General features: G+C 40.9%; 18 protein-coding genes and 1 riboswitch. Of the genes, 8 read left to right on the top strand and 10 right to left on the bottom strand.

Annotation, left to right across the window (positions count from 1 at the left end; translation table 11 throughout):
* The first annotated feature begins 12 nt into the window (after window positions 1-12).
* Window positions 13-429, top strand: coding sequence for a YuzC family spore coat inner layer protein (locus ABRT01_RS05140; RefSeq protein WP_367746454.1), 417 nt, complete (start codon window positions 13-15; stop codon window positions 427-429).
* A 71-nt stretch (window positions 430-500) separates the two neighbouring features.
* Here the strand turns inward: ABRT01_RS05140 and ABRT01_RS05135 are convergent, their stop codons facing one another.
* The 4 genes from ABRT01_RS05135 to ABRT01_RS05120 all read right to left on the bottom strand — a co-directional run bounded on the left by ABRT01_RS05135 (window position 501) and on the right by ABRT01_RS05120 (window position 3680).
* On the bottom strand, window positions 501-1190 hold the full coding sequence (locus ABRT01_RS05135) for an LrgB family protein (RefSeq protein ID WP_269410706.1): 690 nt from the start codon (window positions 1188-1190) through the stop codon (window positions 501-503).
* On the bottom strand, window positions 1183-1551 hold the full coding sequence (locus ABRT01_RS05130) for a CidA/LrgA family protein (RefSeq protein WP_269410707.1): 369 nt from the start codon (window positions 1549-1551) through the stop codon (window positions 1183-1185). Before ABRT01_RS05130 ends, ABRT01_RS05135 begins: the two co-directional genes overlap by 8 nt.
* Window positions 1552-1765: 214 nt before the next feature.
* A complete protein-coding gene (locus ABRT01_RS05125) occupies window positions 1766-2761 on the bottom strand; it encodes a glycosyltransferase (protein WP_269410708.1) in 996 nt (331 codons plus the stop codon).
* A gap of 352 nt (window positions 2762-3113) precedes the next feature.
* Window positions 3114-3680, bottom strand: a complete 567-nt coding sequence (locus tag ABRT01_RS05120; protein WP_269410709.1) for an O-acetyl-ADP-ribose deacetylase — start codon at window positions 3678-3680, stop codon at window positions 3114-3116.
* Between the two features lie 176 nt (window positions 3681-3856).
* Window positions 3857-4035: riboswitch (Lysine riboswitch) on the top strand.
* A 129-nt stretch (window positions 4036-4164) separates the two neighbouring features.
* On the opposite strand from ABRT01_RS05120, the gene dapA reads away from it, so the two are divergent.
* Complete coding sequence (gene dapA / locus ABRT01_RS05115) at window positions 4165-5052, top strand: 4-hydroxy-tetrahydrodipicolinate synthase (RefSeq protein WP_367746452.1); 888 nt, start codon at window positions 4165-4167, stop codon at window positions 5050-5052.
* Window positions 5053-5174: 122 nt separating this feature from the next.
* Here dapA and ABRT01_RS05110 read toward each other — a convergent pair whose 3' ends face one another.
* A complete protein-coding gene (locus ABRT01_RS05110; RefSeq protein ID WP_269410711.1) occupies window positions 5175-6227 on the bottom strand; it encodes a tellurite resistance/C4-dicarboxylate transporter family protein in 1053 nt (350 codons plus the stop codon).
* 437 nt (window positions 6228-6664) lie between these two features.
* A complete protein-coding gene (locus ABRT01_RS05105) occupies window positions 6665-6973 on the bottom strand; it encodes a hypothetical protein (protein ID WP_483308148.1) in 309 nt (102 codons plus the stop codon).
* A 200-nt stretch (window positions 6974-7173) separates the two neighbouring features.
* Between ABRT01_RS05105 and ABRT01_RS05100 the strand changes: the two genes are divergently transcribed.
* Both ABRT01_RS05100 and ABRT01_RS05095 read left to right on the top strand, forming a co-directional pair.
* Window positions 7174-7743, top strand: coding sequence for a PadR family transcriptional regulator (locus ABRT01_RS05100; protein ID WP_367746451.1), 570 nt, complete (start codon window positions 7174-7176; stop codon window positions 7741-7743).
* A gap of 56 nt (window positions 7744-7799) precedes the next feature.
* Window positions 7800-8297: a DUF4188 domain-containing protein gene (locus ABRT01_RS05095; RefSeq protein WP_367746450.1), complete on the top strand. Its 498-nt coding sequence runs from the start codon at window positions 7800-7802 to the stop codon at window positions 8295-8297.
* A 44-nt stretch (window positions 8298-8341) separates the two neighbouring features.
* On the opposite strand, the gene ABRT01_RS05090 is transcribed toward ABRT01_RS05095, so the two are convergent.
* Window positions 8342-9235 carry a LysR family transcriptional regulator gene (locus ABRT01_RS05090; protein WP_269410716.1) on the bottom strand — a complete coding sequence of 298 codons (894 nt, stop codon included), beginning with the start codon at window positions 9233-9235 and terminating at the stop codon, window positions 8342-8344.
* Between the two features lie 118 nt (window positions 9236-9353).
* On the opposite strand from ABRT01_RS05090, the gene ABRT01_RS05085 reads away from it, so the two are divergent.
* A complete protein-coding gene (locus ABRT01_RS05085; RefSeq protein ID WP_367746449.1) occupies window positions 9354-10550 on the top strand; it encodes a coenzyme F420-0:L-glutamate ligase in 1197 nt (398 codons plus the stop codon).
* Between the two features lie 257 nt (window positions 10551-10807).
* Here the strand turns inward: ABRT01_RS05085 and ABRT01_RS05080 are convergent, their stop codons facing one another.
* Complete coding sequence (locus tag ABRT01_RS05080; RefSeq protein ID WP_367746448.1) at window positions 10808-11683, bottom strand: LysR family transcriptional regulator; 876 nt, start codon at window positions 11681-11683, stop codon at window positions 10808-10810.
* Between the two features lie 399 nt (window positions 11684-12082).
* Here ABRT01_RS05080 and ABRT01_RS05075 point away from each other — a divergent pair, with 399 nt between their 5' ends.
* Both ABRT01_RS05075 and ABRT01_RS05070 read left to right on the top strand, forming a co-directional pair.
* The gene (locus ABRT01_RS05075; protein ID WP_367746447.1) at window positions 12083-13294 is read left to right on the top strand and encodes an MFS transporter; all 1212 of its coding nucleotides are present in this window, start codon (window positions 12083-12085) and stop codon (window positions 13292-13294) included.
* Window positions 13295-13434: 140 nt separating this feature from the next.
* Complete coding sequence (locus tag ABRT01_RS05070) at window positions 13435-14751, top strand: purine/pyrimidine permease (RefSeq protein WP_367746446.1); 1317 nt, start codon at window positions 13435-13437, stop codon at window positions 14749-14751.
* A gap of 139 nt (window positions 14752-14890) precedes the next feature.
* On the opposite strand, the gene ABRT01_RS05065 is transcribed toward ABRT01_RS05070, so the two are convergent.
* A complete protein-coding gene (locus ABRT01_RS05065; RefSeq protein ID WP_269410721.1) occupies window positions 14891-15178 on the bottom strand; it encodes a YxcD family protein in 288 nt (95 codons plus the stop codon).
* Window positions 15166-15627 (bottom strand): hypothetical protein, encoded by a 462-nt coding sequence (locus tag ABRT01_RS05060; protein WP_367746445.1) that lies wholly within the window; start codon window positions 15625-15627, stop codon window positions 15166-15168. Before ABRT01_RS05060 ends, ABRT01_RS05065 begins: the two co-directional genes overlap by 13 nt.
* Window positions 15628-15812: 185 nt before the next feature.
* Between ABRT01_RS05060 and hpaB the strand changes: the two genes are divergently transcribed.
* Window positions 15813-17255, top strand: coding sequence for a 4-hydroxyphenylacetate 3-monooxygenase, oxygenase component (hpaB, locus tag ABRT01_RS05055; protein ID WP_367746444.1), 1443 nt, complete (start codon window positions 15813-15815; stop codon window positions 17253-17255).
* Window positions 17256-17443 lie beyond the last annotated feature (188 nt).

The raw sequence follows: 17443 nt of genomic DNA, 5'->3' as shown, positions 1-17443 counted from the left end.
GGTAGCATTCTGATGTATTATCATCCGCTTCAACCCTATCCGGGATCAATATATTGTTTGCCATTTATCCCGGTTAATCAACCGGTTGACAACTATCATCGAATACAACCGCAAACAGGGTATCCGGAAATCAGACGGCAGTATCCAAAAGTTGATCCAACCCTTTTTCATCAATCCGCTGAAACGTTTAAACAATTAATGAAGGATGGAAACGTCTTGTTGAATAAATTGAGTGAATCAAGGGAATTTGCCGGCAATGTAATGGATGCAGCACAGCGCGGTGATCAACACAAGGTAAAACAGTTGATCCACTCAGCCGGCATCAAAGAAAGAGTGGAGGTACGCTATACCCCGGACGGCATAACTTTTGACATGTATTCCGACAAAGGGCAATGTTGTAAATTGGCAATGTCACTGCGTTGGAAATAACAGGTTTTTCATGAACGGCTGTCTTAAACTAAGTGGTTTAGCCGTTCTGATCCTGTTTGATTCACGATTTCTTAAGTCCATAATACAATCAAGCCTGGTGTGATAATCGAAACAACCACTGCACTAACAACCATAGCTACTGTACTAATCGATCCCTCAAGTGGATTACTTTCCATCGCGCTGGCCGTTCCCATCGCATGAGAGGCACATCCCAGCCCTACACCCTTACCTAAATAGTGGTTAACACGGAAAAACTTTAAAATAAAGGAGCTGATCATGACACCACCAATCCCGGCAATCATCACAAACACAGCGGCAAGTGGGGTAATTCCTCCCGTTGAGTCAGCGATTGCCATTGCAACTGGTGTTGTTACTGATTTGGGGCCAAGGGAGTAAATAATTAATTTATCAAATCCGGCCCATTTTGCCAGCAATATACCGGTCGAAACACCAACTACCGCCCCAGTTAAAGTGCCGCCGAGAATTGGTATGATTAGTTGTCGCAATGTATCCCGTTGTTGGTAAAGCGGATAGGCAAGCGCAACAACAGCGGGGCCAAGCAGTTTATTAATCCAATCACCGCCTACCATATATGTTTCATAAGGAATTTTAAAAACTAATAATCCAACAATAATGAGAAACGTGGCGATAATGACAGGTGCGGTAAAACTGAAATTAATCCGTTGATGAACTTTTATCGAAAACAAATAGATTAATAGCGTACCAATAATCGCAGCTACCCCGATGAAAAGATTAATCATCCTTAACATCCTTCCAGCGAATAATCCATTGACTAACAAGCCCCGCCCCGGCCATCACCAGTACAGTACTTATTAGGATAATCACGATTAAAAGTGACCCCTTGCCAGCGAATATATTGGCATAGTTTAATATACCCACTGTAGCCGGGATAAAGAAAAAGGTCAGATGTTTAACAAAAAAACCAGCCCCATCCTTGATCCACTTCTCTTTGATAATATTCATGGATAACATGGCGAATAATAGTATCATACCGATCACACTACCTGGTATCGACAAATGAAGGACGTCTTGAATACCGTTACCAATCATATAGATAACGCACAAAATAGCAATCTGCACTACAACTCTACAAAATTGCAACCTCGGACACTTCTTTCCGTAAATAGAATAAAACCAGAAGCATCTATTATAGACCCGCCAAACAAATTTGACAATGCGGGACAAAGGGACAGGCACATTATCCCACTTCTTTTTTCAGTGCGGTCAGCGGCTTTGCCCATTTTTATCGACAGGACCATTCGCTTTTTTTCGGCACTTCCATAAAATGGTGGGACTGGAGAACCGCCCCTTTGTCCTATAGCCAGGCATCGAAAAAGTCCCGGTAGCCTTGTTTCATGATGGTGCTGGAAAAGTTATCAAATGCGTACTTCCGGTTTTCCTGTGAGACTTTGTATGGTGATGCAGCTGCCATATTGACAAGCTCAAACCAATTTTGCTCGTTTCCGGAAAAAGCGTGCTGCGAACTAATATGCCTGTAACATGGGTGTTCTGGCTTTACAATGATTTTTCCCATTGCTAACGCCTCAGTTAAGGGCATCGCATAGGTATCAAATTTCGAGCAGCTCCAAAACACTTTGGCACTATTCATCAATGCAAAAATCTCATCCTGTGACAGCGCAAACTCCAATTTTACATTATCCGGTATGACATATTTTTTAACACTTTCCCGATATCGCTCCCCACCGAATACCATCACCACTTCCTTATCCGGATTCTTTCGTGCATATTCAAAAACCAGATCGGGCCGGCGATTTTCCTCGTCCCTGCCAATCCAGAGAATCCGGTTATCGATGATTTGCTGTGGGTCAAAATATTTGTTGGCCATATTCTCATTAAAACCAATCGGAATAACCGTTACATCCTTCACATCAAATGTTGTCATCAATTTGTCTTTTAAATATTCAGTTTGCACAATCGCCTTATCCACTATCCCGTAAAATGGCTTCATCATTTCATAACCAGTTAATGCCGGATCCGGGATACTGTGTGGAAAAAGCACACTATGCTTAATAAACATGTTCAGATAGGTAAACCCCGATACGGTGTATATAACATGATCAATATTTTCCTTATCAAGTTTATCCAGCACAATGTCGTAATTGACCAAATCACCCTTTTCATACTCGTAACCTGGAAGATGATCATATTCGCTGACATGGCGCTCCGGGGAAATAAAAACGATTTCCACTCCCAATTCCTTGCCAATTTGCTTTAATCGATCAGCAAATACACGTGGCCCTTGTGCTTCTGCAAATTGTATCTTACGCATAACCAGCCCAACTTTTTTCATGTCTATCTCCTCGATTCTTACTATTTCAGCTTTATATTTATCATATCACAGCGATTGGGTAGTTGAAGTTTATTAGGCCCCCAAAAATTTCCAGTTGGGACTCCTTAATTGGGATTAGCAAGACGTAATAGTTTCTGATCTCGTAAACGTTTTGACGGTACAGCTTGTTTGCATTGTAAATTTGTCAACGATTCCGGATATTGTATCAGCGGTTTTGTACATTGTATCAGCGATTCTGGGCGTTATATCAGCGATTTCTCACATTATATCAGCGATTCCCGTTTTTTGGCGGGAAAAAAACATCCTTTCACCAACAACATTTTGGGTTGGGCGTCATTTGCTTGTCCACCAGTCACCCTCCACTATGTTCATTCAATATTCTGGTGAGGGCGGTTTGATATGTTTGATAATCTTGTTCGGAAAACAATACCATTTTGACAATGCCAAATGGATGTGCAGTTAAAAAGTTAATAATCGTTTTCATAGCTATTTCGGCCGCCCGGTCTATTGGAAACCGATAAACGCCTGTCGATATAGATGGAAATGCAATACTGTTCAACCCTTTCTCCAGGGCTAAGTTCAAGGAATTTTCATAACAGCTTTTCAGCAAAATATCCTGCTCATGATCTCCCTTTTTCCAAATGGGGCCGACTGTATGAATCACATAACTGGCCGGCAGTTCAAAGCCATCGGTAATAACCACCTCACCAGTTGGCAATTCCGCTCCATGTAATACCTCCGACCGGATCCTTTTACATGCAGCAAGTAATTCTTTCCCTGCTTTCCGATGAATGGCACCATCGACGCCACCCCCGCCAAGCAGTGTCCCATTAGCCGCATTAACGATCGCATCTGTTTGCTGATCGGTGATATCCCCAACCATTAGTACCAGTTCATTTCCATTCATGTTTACGTGCATTTATAGCCCTCCTATAGCTTTACTCCTTTGTACAACCGCTTCACTATCTTGTCAACTAATCGTTCCTGCATAGAATCAAAATCATTTTAATCAATTTACTTTCTAACCCTTGTTGTTTTTTCATTTATCTGGTACAGTACAAGTAGTTAAATATTTTCTTATTTCAATTCTTTTGATATAAGGATAGAGGAGCAAAGACATGAGTACATCATAGGAGGATCATGAGAATCCGGTGATCATGGTGGAAAGGGGAATTTGCCGAAGCGGAAGGAAGCTCATGTTCCGGACGCTGGTTCTGTTATTGAATAAATGCAGGACTGTCATATAGTGAGCTATATGGAGGGCTATCTTACGCAGAAATGTTCATATAAAACTATTCTGCAGCAATGAAGCCGTCGTTGCTGCTTTTTTGCGTTTAAGCCGATTGCCCTGATCATCCTTATTCCAAAAAAGGCAAGTAAAATTTTTCAAAGGGTGTGACGACATGTATTTCGGTCAGGTATTAACTGCAATGGTAACGCCATTTAATGCCAATGGTGAGGTGGATTATGAAGCAACCGCTGCTTTAGTGCAACATTTGATTGCCAATGGATCAGATGGTTTGGTCGTAGGAGGAACAACGGGAGAATCACCTACGTTAACAACTGAAGAGAAACTGCAAGTATTTAAATTTGTTAAGGATACTGTAGGGGAACAGATCCCTGTGATCGCCGGAACAGGATCAAACAACACGCACGCATCTATCCAATTAACACAACAAGCAGAAGAGATCGGCGTTGACGGGGTCATGCTGGTTACCCCGTATTACAACAAACCATCACAGGAAGGATTGTTTCAGCATTTCAAGACAATCGCCCAATCTACATCATTGCCGGTAATGCTTTACAATATTCCCGGACGCAGTGTAATCAATATGTCACCGGAAACGATTATTGCCCTGTCGAAAATCGATAATATCGTTTCAGTGAAAGATGCCGGCGGGAATTTGGATGATACAGCGGCAATCATTCAGGGAACACCAGTTGATTTCACCTTATATAGTGGCGATGACAGTATGACCTTGCCCGTATTATCTGTTGGCGGAACTGGGGTTATTTCCGTTGCATCGCACATTATCGGCAATGAGATGCAGGCAATGGTGCAACATTTTAAACATGGTGAGGTACAACAGGCCGCGGCAATGCATCGCAAACTTTTGCCGATCATGAAGGCATTATTCGAAGCGCCTAGCCCTACACCTGTAAAAGCTGCTTTAAACATAACTGGCATCCCGGTCGGCGGGGTTCGTTTACCACTCGTTCCATTAAATGAAACAGAAATGAATACGTTAAGACAAGTAATCCCTGTAAGACAAACGAGAGCTATCAGCTAACATGATTGACATCGCAACGGTACGAGACTGTTGCGATTTTTTTATGGGCTCTTTTTTTCACAAAAATCCTGTGTTGTATCCCATAAGGTTATTCAAATAGTTCAAAAGCTTATATTTCCTCATCAGGACAGGTGCTGATTATGCCTTTGAAAAGAAACGATGACATGATGGATTAAACCAATAAATCCAGGAGCCCATGCAGCGATGGAAATCACGAACATAATCTTAGGAATGATTAGTAGAAAATGCAGTCCCAATGCTTCAGAAAACTGATATGTACTTGTTGTATACATCGCCAGCGGAAAGGCCATTCCCCAAAATTGCGGATCATAAGTCAGTGGATAATGATGGATGATATGCCGCCAAATCGCCAGGATAAAAAGTAACGGAATCCACCATGTACCCGTAATCCAGAAGAATAACGTAAAGCCTTTTAAAAACGGGGTAATCTGATGTAAAAACGGCAATAAGTCCGCATGCATAATCAATGTTGACCCTGCTAATGTTGTAATAGCAACGGCCCCCATATTAATCCAATACGGCGGTGTCAGTGCCTCAAACTTGAACTCCACGAACGTAAACCGGTAAAAGATTAACGTAATAATGTTCAAATATAGCATACACCCTAGAAAATACATGGCTAATGTATAGAACAAAAGGATTCGTTGCGCCTCTCCGCCTACGTAAGGCGCCAATAATGTTCCCAAAATAGCAATAGACTGCGTGGCAACTGAAGCAATTAACCATGCCCCATTAATTCCCTCAGCGATTGTCGGCTTATTCTTGCGTACAGTAACCGCCGTAAAAAAGGTATACATAATAATCAACCATAAAATAATAGCCAGCGCAAACAGGTACTCAGATACGACATGATGATGCCCAACGATAATCAATTGACTGCCAAACACTGACGTTCCCGCAACCCATGTAAAAAAACCTGGCCCTTTCGAGTGGCTGGTTAAATCATTTAATACATTTGGAAGGAAGTAAATAATGCGAATAATCATTAGTGTCCATAATCCAATATAGGCAAATATGTTTATAACCAGCAATGTCTTGGCAATCATATGCATTCCGAGCAGGTATGAACCTATTGATAATGCACCAGTTGCCATTACCATTGCAAAATAACCGGAAAACAAATGCTCAGCTTTTTCCTTCAAAAAATGGATCATTAATTCCACCTCTAGTTCTGTTCCTACTACGTTCTTTATTAGGATAAGAGTAGCACAATGTAAAAGGAAAATCGATGGCGGGCCATGCGCATGTGATTTTGATCGCCACCAATATTGTGTGAGCAGGGGGTATCGACCACTTCATGCATGTATCAACCACTTCACAAAAATTATCAACCATTTAGGCTCCGATATCGGCCACTATCAAAAGATTTATCAATTGGAGAGTAATCTCGACTGAATGATAGGATGAATTGATTGACCTGAAAATTCTCCACCACCATTAATAAGCCATCACAACTTTTCACGTTATGATGGCAATGTGATTTACGTATAAAATGAATTAAAATCCGGTTAAAATAGACCTTTTACATATAAACGGCGGTCTGCCAAAGCCTTTATGTTGTAATGGGCATTTTTGTCTCATAGCAAAAAAGTTACCAAAAAAACCCTGGATAATACGGGTAATATCCATAGCCACCGTAACCACCATAATGCGGAAATAATAGATAACTTGTCAGCAGCCCACCTGCCAAACCGCCAAGGAAAGGTCCAAATCCATATCTGACAGGTACTGGTCCGCCAATATCACTCCCAAAACCAGGATATCCGTTAAAACCCACTCCGTACCCTTGAACCGGCTCTTGCATTTCCTCTTGTGAATTTCTTTGTTGTTCTGGCACTGCAGTTGACAAATTCCCTTCATAATTAGGCATTGCGGCTTGCTGATTCCATTCGTTATTCATTCTTTTCCCTCACTTCAAAATGTAGTATATGATATCCTTATGCATTTGCCTAATGAAGGTGTTGGGCGTTTTCACCAGAAGTAGGTAATTACAAGTTATTACATCAAATCAAATTTTCAAAAAATAGTGTTTGGTGTTAACATCAGCTTTGTGGCATCATATATCTAACAGATACATATCATATAGATAGGATGATCCTTTTGAAAGAATACAATCATACTACCTACGCAATACTTGGGATTTTGACAACTACATGCAAATCCGGCTATGCAATTAAACAATTCATTGACCAAAGTTTAAACCACTTTTGGAAAATTAGTTACGGGCAAATTTATCCAACCCTAAAATTTATTGAAGAAGAGGGATTGGCTACAGTAAAAACAGCTACACAGGAAGGAAAGCCTGATCGAAAGGAGTATTTCTTGACACAAAAAGGAAAAACAACCTTAAAAGAATGGCTCAAACAACCGATTGAACAAATACCTGTGGAGCGAAATGAATTGTTATTGAAATTATTTTTCGGACGTCATCAATCCACAGCAAATACGCTAAATCAACTGAACGATTACCAGCAAAAATTGAAAATAACTTATCAAACTTACACAAACATAGAACAAATGATTACGACAAATAAACATGATCAAAAAGATGCAATCTATTGGCTATTTACCTTAGATTATGGAAAAAGGGTAACACAGGCAGCGATTGAATGGTGCGAGGCGACTACCGAACGGATTAAAAAGGCAAAAGATGCTTCGTATTCGAAGTGAGTGAATTATCATATCTGGGTGTCATGATGGATCCATCAAATGGGAGGAATAAAATCATGAGAAAGTCAATTTACACTGGCCGTTACACTACCGACAATGACAGCGATCTTGTTGTATTTCTAATCGGCATGCGAATGAACAAGCGATTTGCGGTACACAAATGGCTACCAGTTTTCAAGGCAATGCGAGGCATGATTAAAGAACTATACATGAACAAGGAGGAGTTAGGTTTTTTATCCATGGAAAATTACTTTGGACTACGAACAACTCTCATGATTCAATACTGGCAGTCGACTGAGGATTTACTTGCCTATGCCAAAGGGGAAAAACATTTGGCTGCATGGAAAAACTTCAATCAACAAGTCGACAACAATGAAGCTGTTGGCATTTACCATGAAACTTATCCAGTTGATAAAGGCAAGTATGAAACACTTTATCGGAATATGCCACAACACGGGCTAGGAAAAGCAATAAAGCATATCCCAATTACTCCGGAAACCATTTCAGCCAGAAAACGGCTGCATCGTGATATAAAACATTCCGGAGCAAACTGAGAGTCCTTGAATTTACACATAGAGGACAGGCCTTGTTGCAACAATCAAGAAATGTTTCCCTGTTCAATAATCTCAACAAATTTGGTCGAAGCAGTTGATAATGGTACGCTTTTTAAATAGCATACACCAATACTTCTTTTCGGAATCCCGTCGATTAGCTGTACTTCATGGACCAGTCCTTTATCCAAATACGTTTTAGAAAATTCTTTAGTGACACAGGCAATTCCCAGATTAATTTTGGCGAACTCCAAAAGCAAATCATGGGAGCCCAATTCAAATTCCGGAGAGATCTTGATGCCCTTGGATAGCAAATAATTTTCCACATACACCCTTGAATTGGACTTTGGCTCAAGGAAAATCAAGGGCTGTTCCACCAGTTCCTGCAAACGAATTGGTGCAGACAGCTGCTGCCTGAATCTATTTCCGTAAACAAAAATATCCTGTATTTCAAGAAATGGCTGCATCTCCAAGTTGGGATCATCAACCGGGAAATTACAAATAGCTATATCAACGGATCCTGTCTTTAACATGGAAATCGCTTCAGCTGTAGTACCGTTGACAATTTTAAATTTGATATTAGGATAATCATTATGGAAAACTTCTAAATAGGGAAGTAAAAAATATCTGGATATCGTATCGCTAACGCCAATCTTTAACTCCCCAGTTGTTAAATGTTTGAACGCAAGTATTTTTTCTTCACCTGTATCAAGCAAGTTTAGTGCAGCGTGGACATATTTAAATAAGTGCTTGCCTTCATTTGTGAGCGTTACCCCTTTTGGTGTTCGATTAAAAAGTCGTGTATCGAGTTCACTCTCCAATTGCCGAATTGCCTGACTAACAGCCGGCTGGGTTAGATAAAGATCCTCCGCTGCCTTGGAGAAGCTCCTGTTTTTCGCAACAACCCCAAAGATTTTATATAAATCCAACTTACCTTTCATATAAACAGTCCTTATATTGGGTATAATATTTATTCATTTTACTTATACCACTTCTTCAGTGTATATTACAAGTAGGAACTATGGATATTAACCTTAATAGCAACAAGGAGAGATTATTTTGGAACGAGTAGTTGGAACCGTATCACGTGGCCTGCGCTGCCCAATCATCAATCAAGGTGACAATATTGATGAAATTGTTGTCGACAGTGTATTGAATGCAGCAGAAGTAGAAGGATTTACTATTCAGGATAAAGATATCATATCAATAACCGAATCCGTTGTTGCCCGTTCACAGGGAAATTACGCAACAATTGACGATATCGCAACAGATGTACAAGCGAAGTTCGGTGATCACACAATCGGCGTCATTTTTCCAATCTTAAGCCGAAACCGCTTTGCCATTTGTCTTCGTGGTATTGCCAAAGGTGCTAAGAAAATTGTTCTTATGCTAAGTTATCCATCAGATGAAGTTGGTAATCATTTGGTAGATATCGATGCACTAGATGAAAAAGGTATCAATCCCTGGACTGATGTGCTAACCGAGCAACAATTCCGTGATTATTTTGGATATATGAAGCATACCTTTACCGGTGTCGACTACATTGAATATTATAAATCGTTAATTGAAGCATACAGTGTCGAATGTGAGGTTATCTTCTCCAATAATCCGAAAACAATTTTGGATCACACCAAACATATCCTCACTTGTGATATCCATACACGCGAGCGGACAAAAAGAATCCTGAAAGCCAATGGTGGTGAAACGATTTATAGCCTGGATAATATATTAGCAACATCTGTTAACGGCAGTGGCTACAATGACGAATACGGTCTGCTTGGCTCCAATAAATCGACTGAGGAAAAGGTTAAGTTGTTTCCACGTAATTGCCAGCCAGTCGTTGACAACATCCAGCACATGTTGAAAGAACGTACTGGCAAAGATGTCGAGGTTATGATTTATGGGGATGGCGCGTTCAAAGATCCAGTCGGTAAAATATGGGAGCTTGCTGACCCTGTTGTATCACCCGCATATACAAAAGGACTGGACGGCACACCAAATGAAATTAAATTAAAATACCTTGCAGATAACAATTTTTCTGATTTAAAAGGTGAGGAACTGCAACAAGCCATTACCAAGTATATTGATGAAAAAGATGAAGATGCTGACCTGGTCGGAGCTATGGAAGCACAAGGAACAACACCACGAAAACTTACCGATCTGATTGGCTCGCTATCTGATTTGACCTCCGGCAGTGGAGACAAAGGGACACCGATCGTTTATATACAGGGATATTTTGATAATTATACGAAATAAGTTTATGTACGGGATGCCTGAGGAGGGCATCTCTTTTTTGTATGGTTTGTTCGATCAACTTTCGGTCTAGATCGATCAACTTTTCCTTGTTCCTGATCAACTTTCGGTCTAGCTCGATCAACTATTGGCTGTGTTTGATCAACTTTAAATGCTGTTTGCTTTTTCTGTGTGAGATTCTATCTTGTTTGGGTGCTGTCCTTTACCGTTGGGACGATGCCCTCTCCCGTTCTTTTCCCTACCTGCTATACTGCTATACTTTATTTAAAATACTCCATTACAAATTCCTTAAACTGGAGCGCGGCTGACGATAAATAACCACCATCCAGCCAGGCAATGCCAATAACCCGCTCACTTTTAGGCCAACGGATATGCAGGCGGGCGACTTTGGCTGGATCCAGTCCCGTTACATCCGGAATCAATGAAACGCCAAGTCCGGCACCGACCAATCCAGCTAACGTATGGATTTCTTCGCCTTCAAACAATATTTTTGGATGTATCCCTGCTTCTTCGCATAACTGATCCATAATTTGCCGCAGTGAATTTCCCTCTTTAATAGCAATAAAATCTTCGTCGGCGATTTCCTCCAGTGTGATACTTTCGCAACCAGCCAACCGGTGATCGGCTGGCACAATCACGAACAATTCATCGTTCCATAGTTTTTGCCAATTGACCTTAATGTTGGTTTCAATGGGAGTAGTCAGACACAGGTCGAATTCTCCGGACTCTAACTGCCGTACAAGTGCCGCGGAATTATTTTGGTTAAACTGAAAGCGCAATTTTGGATATTGTTTGCGAAAGGCACCAATTAAATTGGGGATTTTCTCCACACCGAGTGTATGGAGAAATCCTAGCGATATCTCCCCGTATTCCGGATCAATCAAATCACGAATTTCCTGTTTGCCATCCTGATATTCTTTCAAAATGCGATTGGCCCGCTTTAAAAACAATTCGCCATACCGATTTAACAGGATGGAGCGCCCTTTTCTTTTAAACAACGGAACGCCTAATTCCTCTTCCAAACGAGCAATCGACCTGCTCAATGCTGGCTGGGAAATGGATAAGATCCCTGCCGCCCTGGTAATATGCTGAACACGGGCAACTGTTTGAAAATATTCGATTTGCTGCCATTCCATTGACGACTCCTCCAATCATAACTAAAATGCATTGAATCTATGAAAATAATGCATTATACTTTTATTTTATTAGCCATTATAATAATACATATTGGATATCATTTAAAGAGGATGTTCAAAAAGTCCGGTAAAAATGACGTTCCCCTTCAAAAGGGGTATGCCGACGCCTGAGCGCAAGCCAGTTTTTAGTCGGCCTTCCTTTGAAGCTCGTTGGCATGCTTTTCCGCTCCTCATGTACCTTTTTGTACACTCCGGTGCTCAAAGCTACGCCGTCTTGAACTTCTCGGTCCTTTTTATCCTCCTTTTTGAACTCTCATTTAAAGGATGGTTAAATGCGATTTGCGGTTTCCGCGGAATCAAATTTGCCATTTTTTTAATTCATCTTTGGAGTGAACACGTATGAACTATGTAAAAAAGGGAACGACTGACTTTCGTAAAGTAAATATTGCCCTGTTCATTGGCGGCTTTATTACTTTTGCAAACTTGTATGTGGTTCAACCATTATTACCGGCGTTTTCCAAGCAATTTGATGCCTCGCCGACAATGGTGAGCCTGACCTTATCATTAACAACAGCTTTTTTGGCAATCGCCATGTTGTTGGTAGGTTCATTATCAGAGTCGTGGGGACGCAAAGGAATTATGGGAATCTCTGTGTTTGCTGTCTCCGTTGTGGCGGTCATCATTGCATTTGTGCCTAGTTTTCAAACGCTATTGCTACTAAGGGTATTGCAAGGGATTGTTTTTGCCGGTTTGCCATCCATTGCTATGGCTTATCTTGGTGAAGAAATCGATCCATCCAGCCTGGGAGTCGCAATGGGAATATATATTAGCGGAAACACGATTGGCGGACTAAGCGGGCGAATCATCACCGGCTCGATTGCGGATATGTTTGATTGGCGTATCGCGCTTATTGCTATTGGTGTCTTGAGTTTAGTTGCCAGCATTATTTTTTGGTGGGCTTTGCCAAAATCAAAACATTTTCAGCCACGTAAACTGGAGCTGGGCAAACTCGCCAAATCAATGGGAAGTCATTTAAAAGATCCAGCCATGCTATGCTTGTATGGGTTAGGATTTTTATTAATGGGCGGCTTTGTGACGATGTATAACTACGTGGAATTCCAATTGATCGCCCCGCCATATTCATTAAGTCAAACGTTGGTGGGCTGGATTTTTATCGTTTACCTTGTTGGGACATTCAGTTCAACCTGGTTTGGTAATTTAGCCATCAAATACGGCCGGCGGAACATGTTATTAATCGCGCTTTGTATTACGCTAATCGGTGCCTTAATCACATTGAATGTCAACCTGGTGATTAAAATCATCGGAATTGCCTTATTCACATTCGGCTTCTTTGCCGGACATTCCATCGCCAGTGGCTGGGTCGGTGCGATGGCTACGCATGACAAGGCACAAGCATCGTCACTATATTTATTTTTCTATTATTGTGGTTCAAGTGTTGGCGGAACCGCCGGTGGATTATTTTGGAGCAGTTTCGGCTGGGGCGGTGTTGTCAGCATGATTGTTGCTTTTCTTGTCGTGACCTTCGTCCTGTTAGCTATCCTTTCTAAAGTTGCTGTATTTAAGAAAAGACAGGTGCAGGTTGCCAATTAATCATAACAGGCTTGGAAGTCCAAGCTTGTTTTTTATCTGAATCAATTTTCCAGTTCTGTTCATTTGATTCATCATGTTATTAGCCGTATGATGATACAGTGATCATTTTACACACCATGTTGTGAGAGGATTGACTGACGTTGAAACTTATTTTTTCGTCCCTGCAATGGGCATTATTTATATTAACAAGCAGTGTTGTTATTCCAGTAGCAATTGCTGCCGATTACGGGCTTGATTCAATAGAAACGATTGAATTTGTCCAACGAACATTATTTGCGCTTGGATTGGCAGGACTTTTGCAGACATTCTTCGGACACCACCTGCCAGTTCAGGAAGGGCCAGCCGGTCTTTGGTGGGGAGTTTTTTCTTTATATGCCGGATTAGGAACCGTGCTGTTTGAATCTCATATGGAAACATTACGGGTGTTGCAGTATGCTTTTTTATTAAGTGGTGTTATTTTTATTCTTTTAAGTGTGTTTGGGCTGGTTGAGAAGCTGGCACGACTGTTCACCCCTGCTGTTACCGGCATTTATTTGATCCTGATGGTGATCCAGCTAAGCAGTTCCTTTGTACAAGGGATGTTCGGGCTGGAGAATCCCGACGATACCGTTCATACGAATGTGCTTATGCTTTCAGTTTTAATCATTATATTATCCTATCTATTTATGAAAATCCCTAAAATTGGCCACTACACAGTACTATTTAGTATTGTTTTCGGCTGGCTGCTATTTTCATTGTTTGGACTATCTGAACCCGTCACCAAGGTTAATACATTGATAAACTTACCGAAAATCTTTGCATTCGGTTCACCGCGAATTGAGCCCAACATGATTATTATGGTTATCTTTATAACATTATTGTTACTTGCCAATATGCTTGCTACGGTCCGTGTCGTTCAACAGGTACTGAAGCGTCATCATGTCCAGTTTGAGGAAAATCGTTTGAAACAATCTGGCATTATATCAGGAGTTAACCAATTACTAGGCGGATTGTTCTCAGCAATCGGAGCTGTCCCTATTTCCGGTTCGGCAGGATTTATTGCCACCACGAAAATAACCAGCAAGCTACCCTTTATCATTGGATCCTTGATCATCGTTGGCATTAGCCTGTTTCCACCATTTACAGCATTTGTAGCTGCCATTCCCAAAGCTGTTGGTTATGCCGCAATATTTCCGATTTTTGCCGGCATCATTGGTTTAGCCTTACAGGAATTTGAGGCTGCCGAAAATAAACGGATCTTGTTTCAAGTTGCTGGTATTTCACTATTTGCCGGAATTGGTACGATGTTTATCCCTTCCGACGCATTTTCTACCATGCCGCCAACGCTTGTGTCGATATTGAGTAATGGGTTGGTATTTGGCGCCCTCGTCGCTATTGTTACTGAGGCAATATTGACGAGAAAGGCGAAGGGGGATAAAAGAAAAATCCACTTAGAGAATAAAGAGAAAGAAGCCTAAATCTGGTCTCAACTCTAATGAGGAATTAAATCTTCTTTCCGATTCGCGCAAGAAATCATCGAAGTCTTGTAAAATTACGCTTTTCTTTTGAAAAATGCCAAGTACCGATACATATCTTGTTTCGGCCCTTGGCATTCTTTCACCCAACTAGCGCAATGATACCTTCCTGATCATCGAGCTCGAGTTTTATTTCAGCGGATGGGTTCTCACCCATAAATTCCTCCAGCCACATTTGTAATGCTTCCATGATATTGCCCGTGACAAGCACCTGCTGTCTATTTAACCAGTAAACTTCTGCGGAAAAACCGGTGTCATCATCATATATTAATTCTGCTTCCACCTGTTCTGGTTTTATTTCTTTCTTACGTGCGGTATATATACAGAGGGCATTGATAATATCTTGTTCCGAAATAATTAACTTCTCCATGGATTCGTGTCTTCTCTCTTTTTACGCTTAAACAATGAAACAATTTTGCTGATGATAGCAATCAATACAATCAATGCCAAAATATTGATGATAAAACCCATCATCGCACCAAAAATACCGAGGTGACCCAACAGACCACCGAACAGTAGGCTAGCCAGTCCACCAAGCATCAAGCCTTTCATCAGCCCGCCTGACATGAACCTGTTCTTTTTATTTGGGTTAGCATAAGAACGATTGTTTTGATAAGAATTCTGTTTTTTATTTTGGAAGTGAGAAGGATTATTTTTGTTGTTAAAATTAAATCCCTTTATTCCTGATTTATAACCTCTTGCATCAACAGTCGTAGGTTGATCGTGAAAAATATAAGTACCAATTGGCCCAAAAATGAGTGTTGCTGTAATAAATGCTGTTATTATCTTTTTCAACTTATCTCTCTCCTCTTCAATCATTCTCCTTATTAAATATCATACTATAGTTCATTGTGATTTGCATTGAAATCATTCTTTTTTTAAATGGTTAAATAAAGCCCGTTAATGCGTGACGAAACTGTAACATCTCAACAAAATCCTAATAAAATATTCTGAAACGTATAGGCGTTTGATCATATTTCACAAAATCGTTAGGGAGTGTGTTTATGCCAGCCATTAATGGACATGAATATATTGACCGAATCAACCACTTGCAAACGGATGTATGGGTGGATGGCGATCCTGTTACAGGAAAAATTTCCGAACACCCGGCATTTAAAGGAATTATGAAAAGTCAGGCAGCATTGTACGATCTGCAACAAGATGAATCGTTAAAAGATATCATGACATATCTTTCCCCGTCAACGGAACAAAAAGTTGGGATGTCCTATTTACAACCAAAGACAAAAGATGATCTGGTAAAAAGACGAAAGATGATTCAACAATGGGCTGGACTCACCAATGGTATGATGGGAAGAAGCCCGGATTATATGAATACCGTTGTAATGGCACTAGCCTCATCAGCTAACTATTTAAAGGAAAAAGAAAACTGTTTTCCTGAACATCTACTATCCTTTTATGAATATGCCCGGGAACATGATATATCGATGACACATACATTTGTGAATCCGCAAGTCAACCGCGGGCAATTTTATTTTGAGGACTTGGATGCGGAGCCAATTGCCGCAAAGGTCGTGGACAAAAATGATAAGGGCTTGATCGTAAAGGGAGCGCGTCTGTTGGCGACACAGGGTGGCATAACGGATGAAATCGTCGTGTTTTCAGCAGGCGGGGCTCAGGATAAAGCGAATGGATTTGCATTTGCCATTCCTAGTAATACCAAGGGTTTGAAATTCATTTGCCGGGAATCATTTGTCGTTGGTGACTCAACATTTAATTATCCATTAAGTTCGCGATATGAGGAAATGGATACGATTGTTGTCTTTGATGATGTGCTTGTTCCATGGGAGCGCGTCTTTTATTACGACAACATACAGGTTTCCAATACTTTTGCAAGGGCCAGCTCATTCCTGCCGTTTACATTGCACCAGGCCGCATCCAGGCAAGTCATCAAAACCGAATTTGTCTTGGGTGTAGCTCAGTCCATCATTAATACGATCAATATCAGTGAATACCAGCATGTGCAGGAAAAAGTTTCTGAGATTATTGTTGCATTGGAAACGATGAAAGCATTGGTCATCAAATCAGAGGCAGAAGCTGAATTGGATGAATGGGGATTAATGAGACCCGATCAAAAGACACTGCAAGTAGCCAGTAACGTATTCACAAAAGTCTATGCAAGGTTCGGCGAGATCATTCAGCAACTGGGTGCAAGCGGCCTAATGTCAATCCCAACAGAACGCGCATTCCAATCGTCTTTAAGAAGAGATTTGGATCAGTATTTGCAATCAAAATCAGACGATGCGGAATCACGTGTGAAGATTTTCCGTTTGGCATGGGAAGTAGCGATGAGTGCGTTCGGTACACGGGAAATTCAATATGAACGGTTTTTCTTTGGTGATCCAATTAGGCTTTCCAGTCAGCTGTATTTCTCGTATGACAAGGAACCGTATGTGAAACGGGTAAAGGCATTATTGGAGATGGATTGAATTTTTTATTGATTGTCCTAACTTTGTCCACATTCTTGTTCCTATTTCATTTTATTTGTTACCACAATTTGCTGCGGCTGCCACTTTTTTAAATGGATAGGATTAAAAAAGCTCCCTCAACAATATAAACTGAACCCTATAAAACAGACACGGATAAAAAACTACTTATCCGTTCCGTTTTATAGGGT

Origin of the sequence: Lentibacillus sp. L22 (assembly GCF_040812445.1) — a bacterium.
In the GTDB taxonomy this organism is placed as follows: Bacteria; Bacillota; Bacilli; order Bacillales; family Amphibacillaceae; genus Lentibacillus_C; species Lentibacillus_C daqui.
The sequence above is the reverse complement of the archived record's forward strand: the minus strand, read 5'-3'. Positions and strand labels throughout refer to the sequence as shown.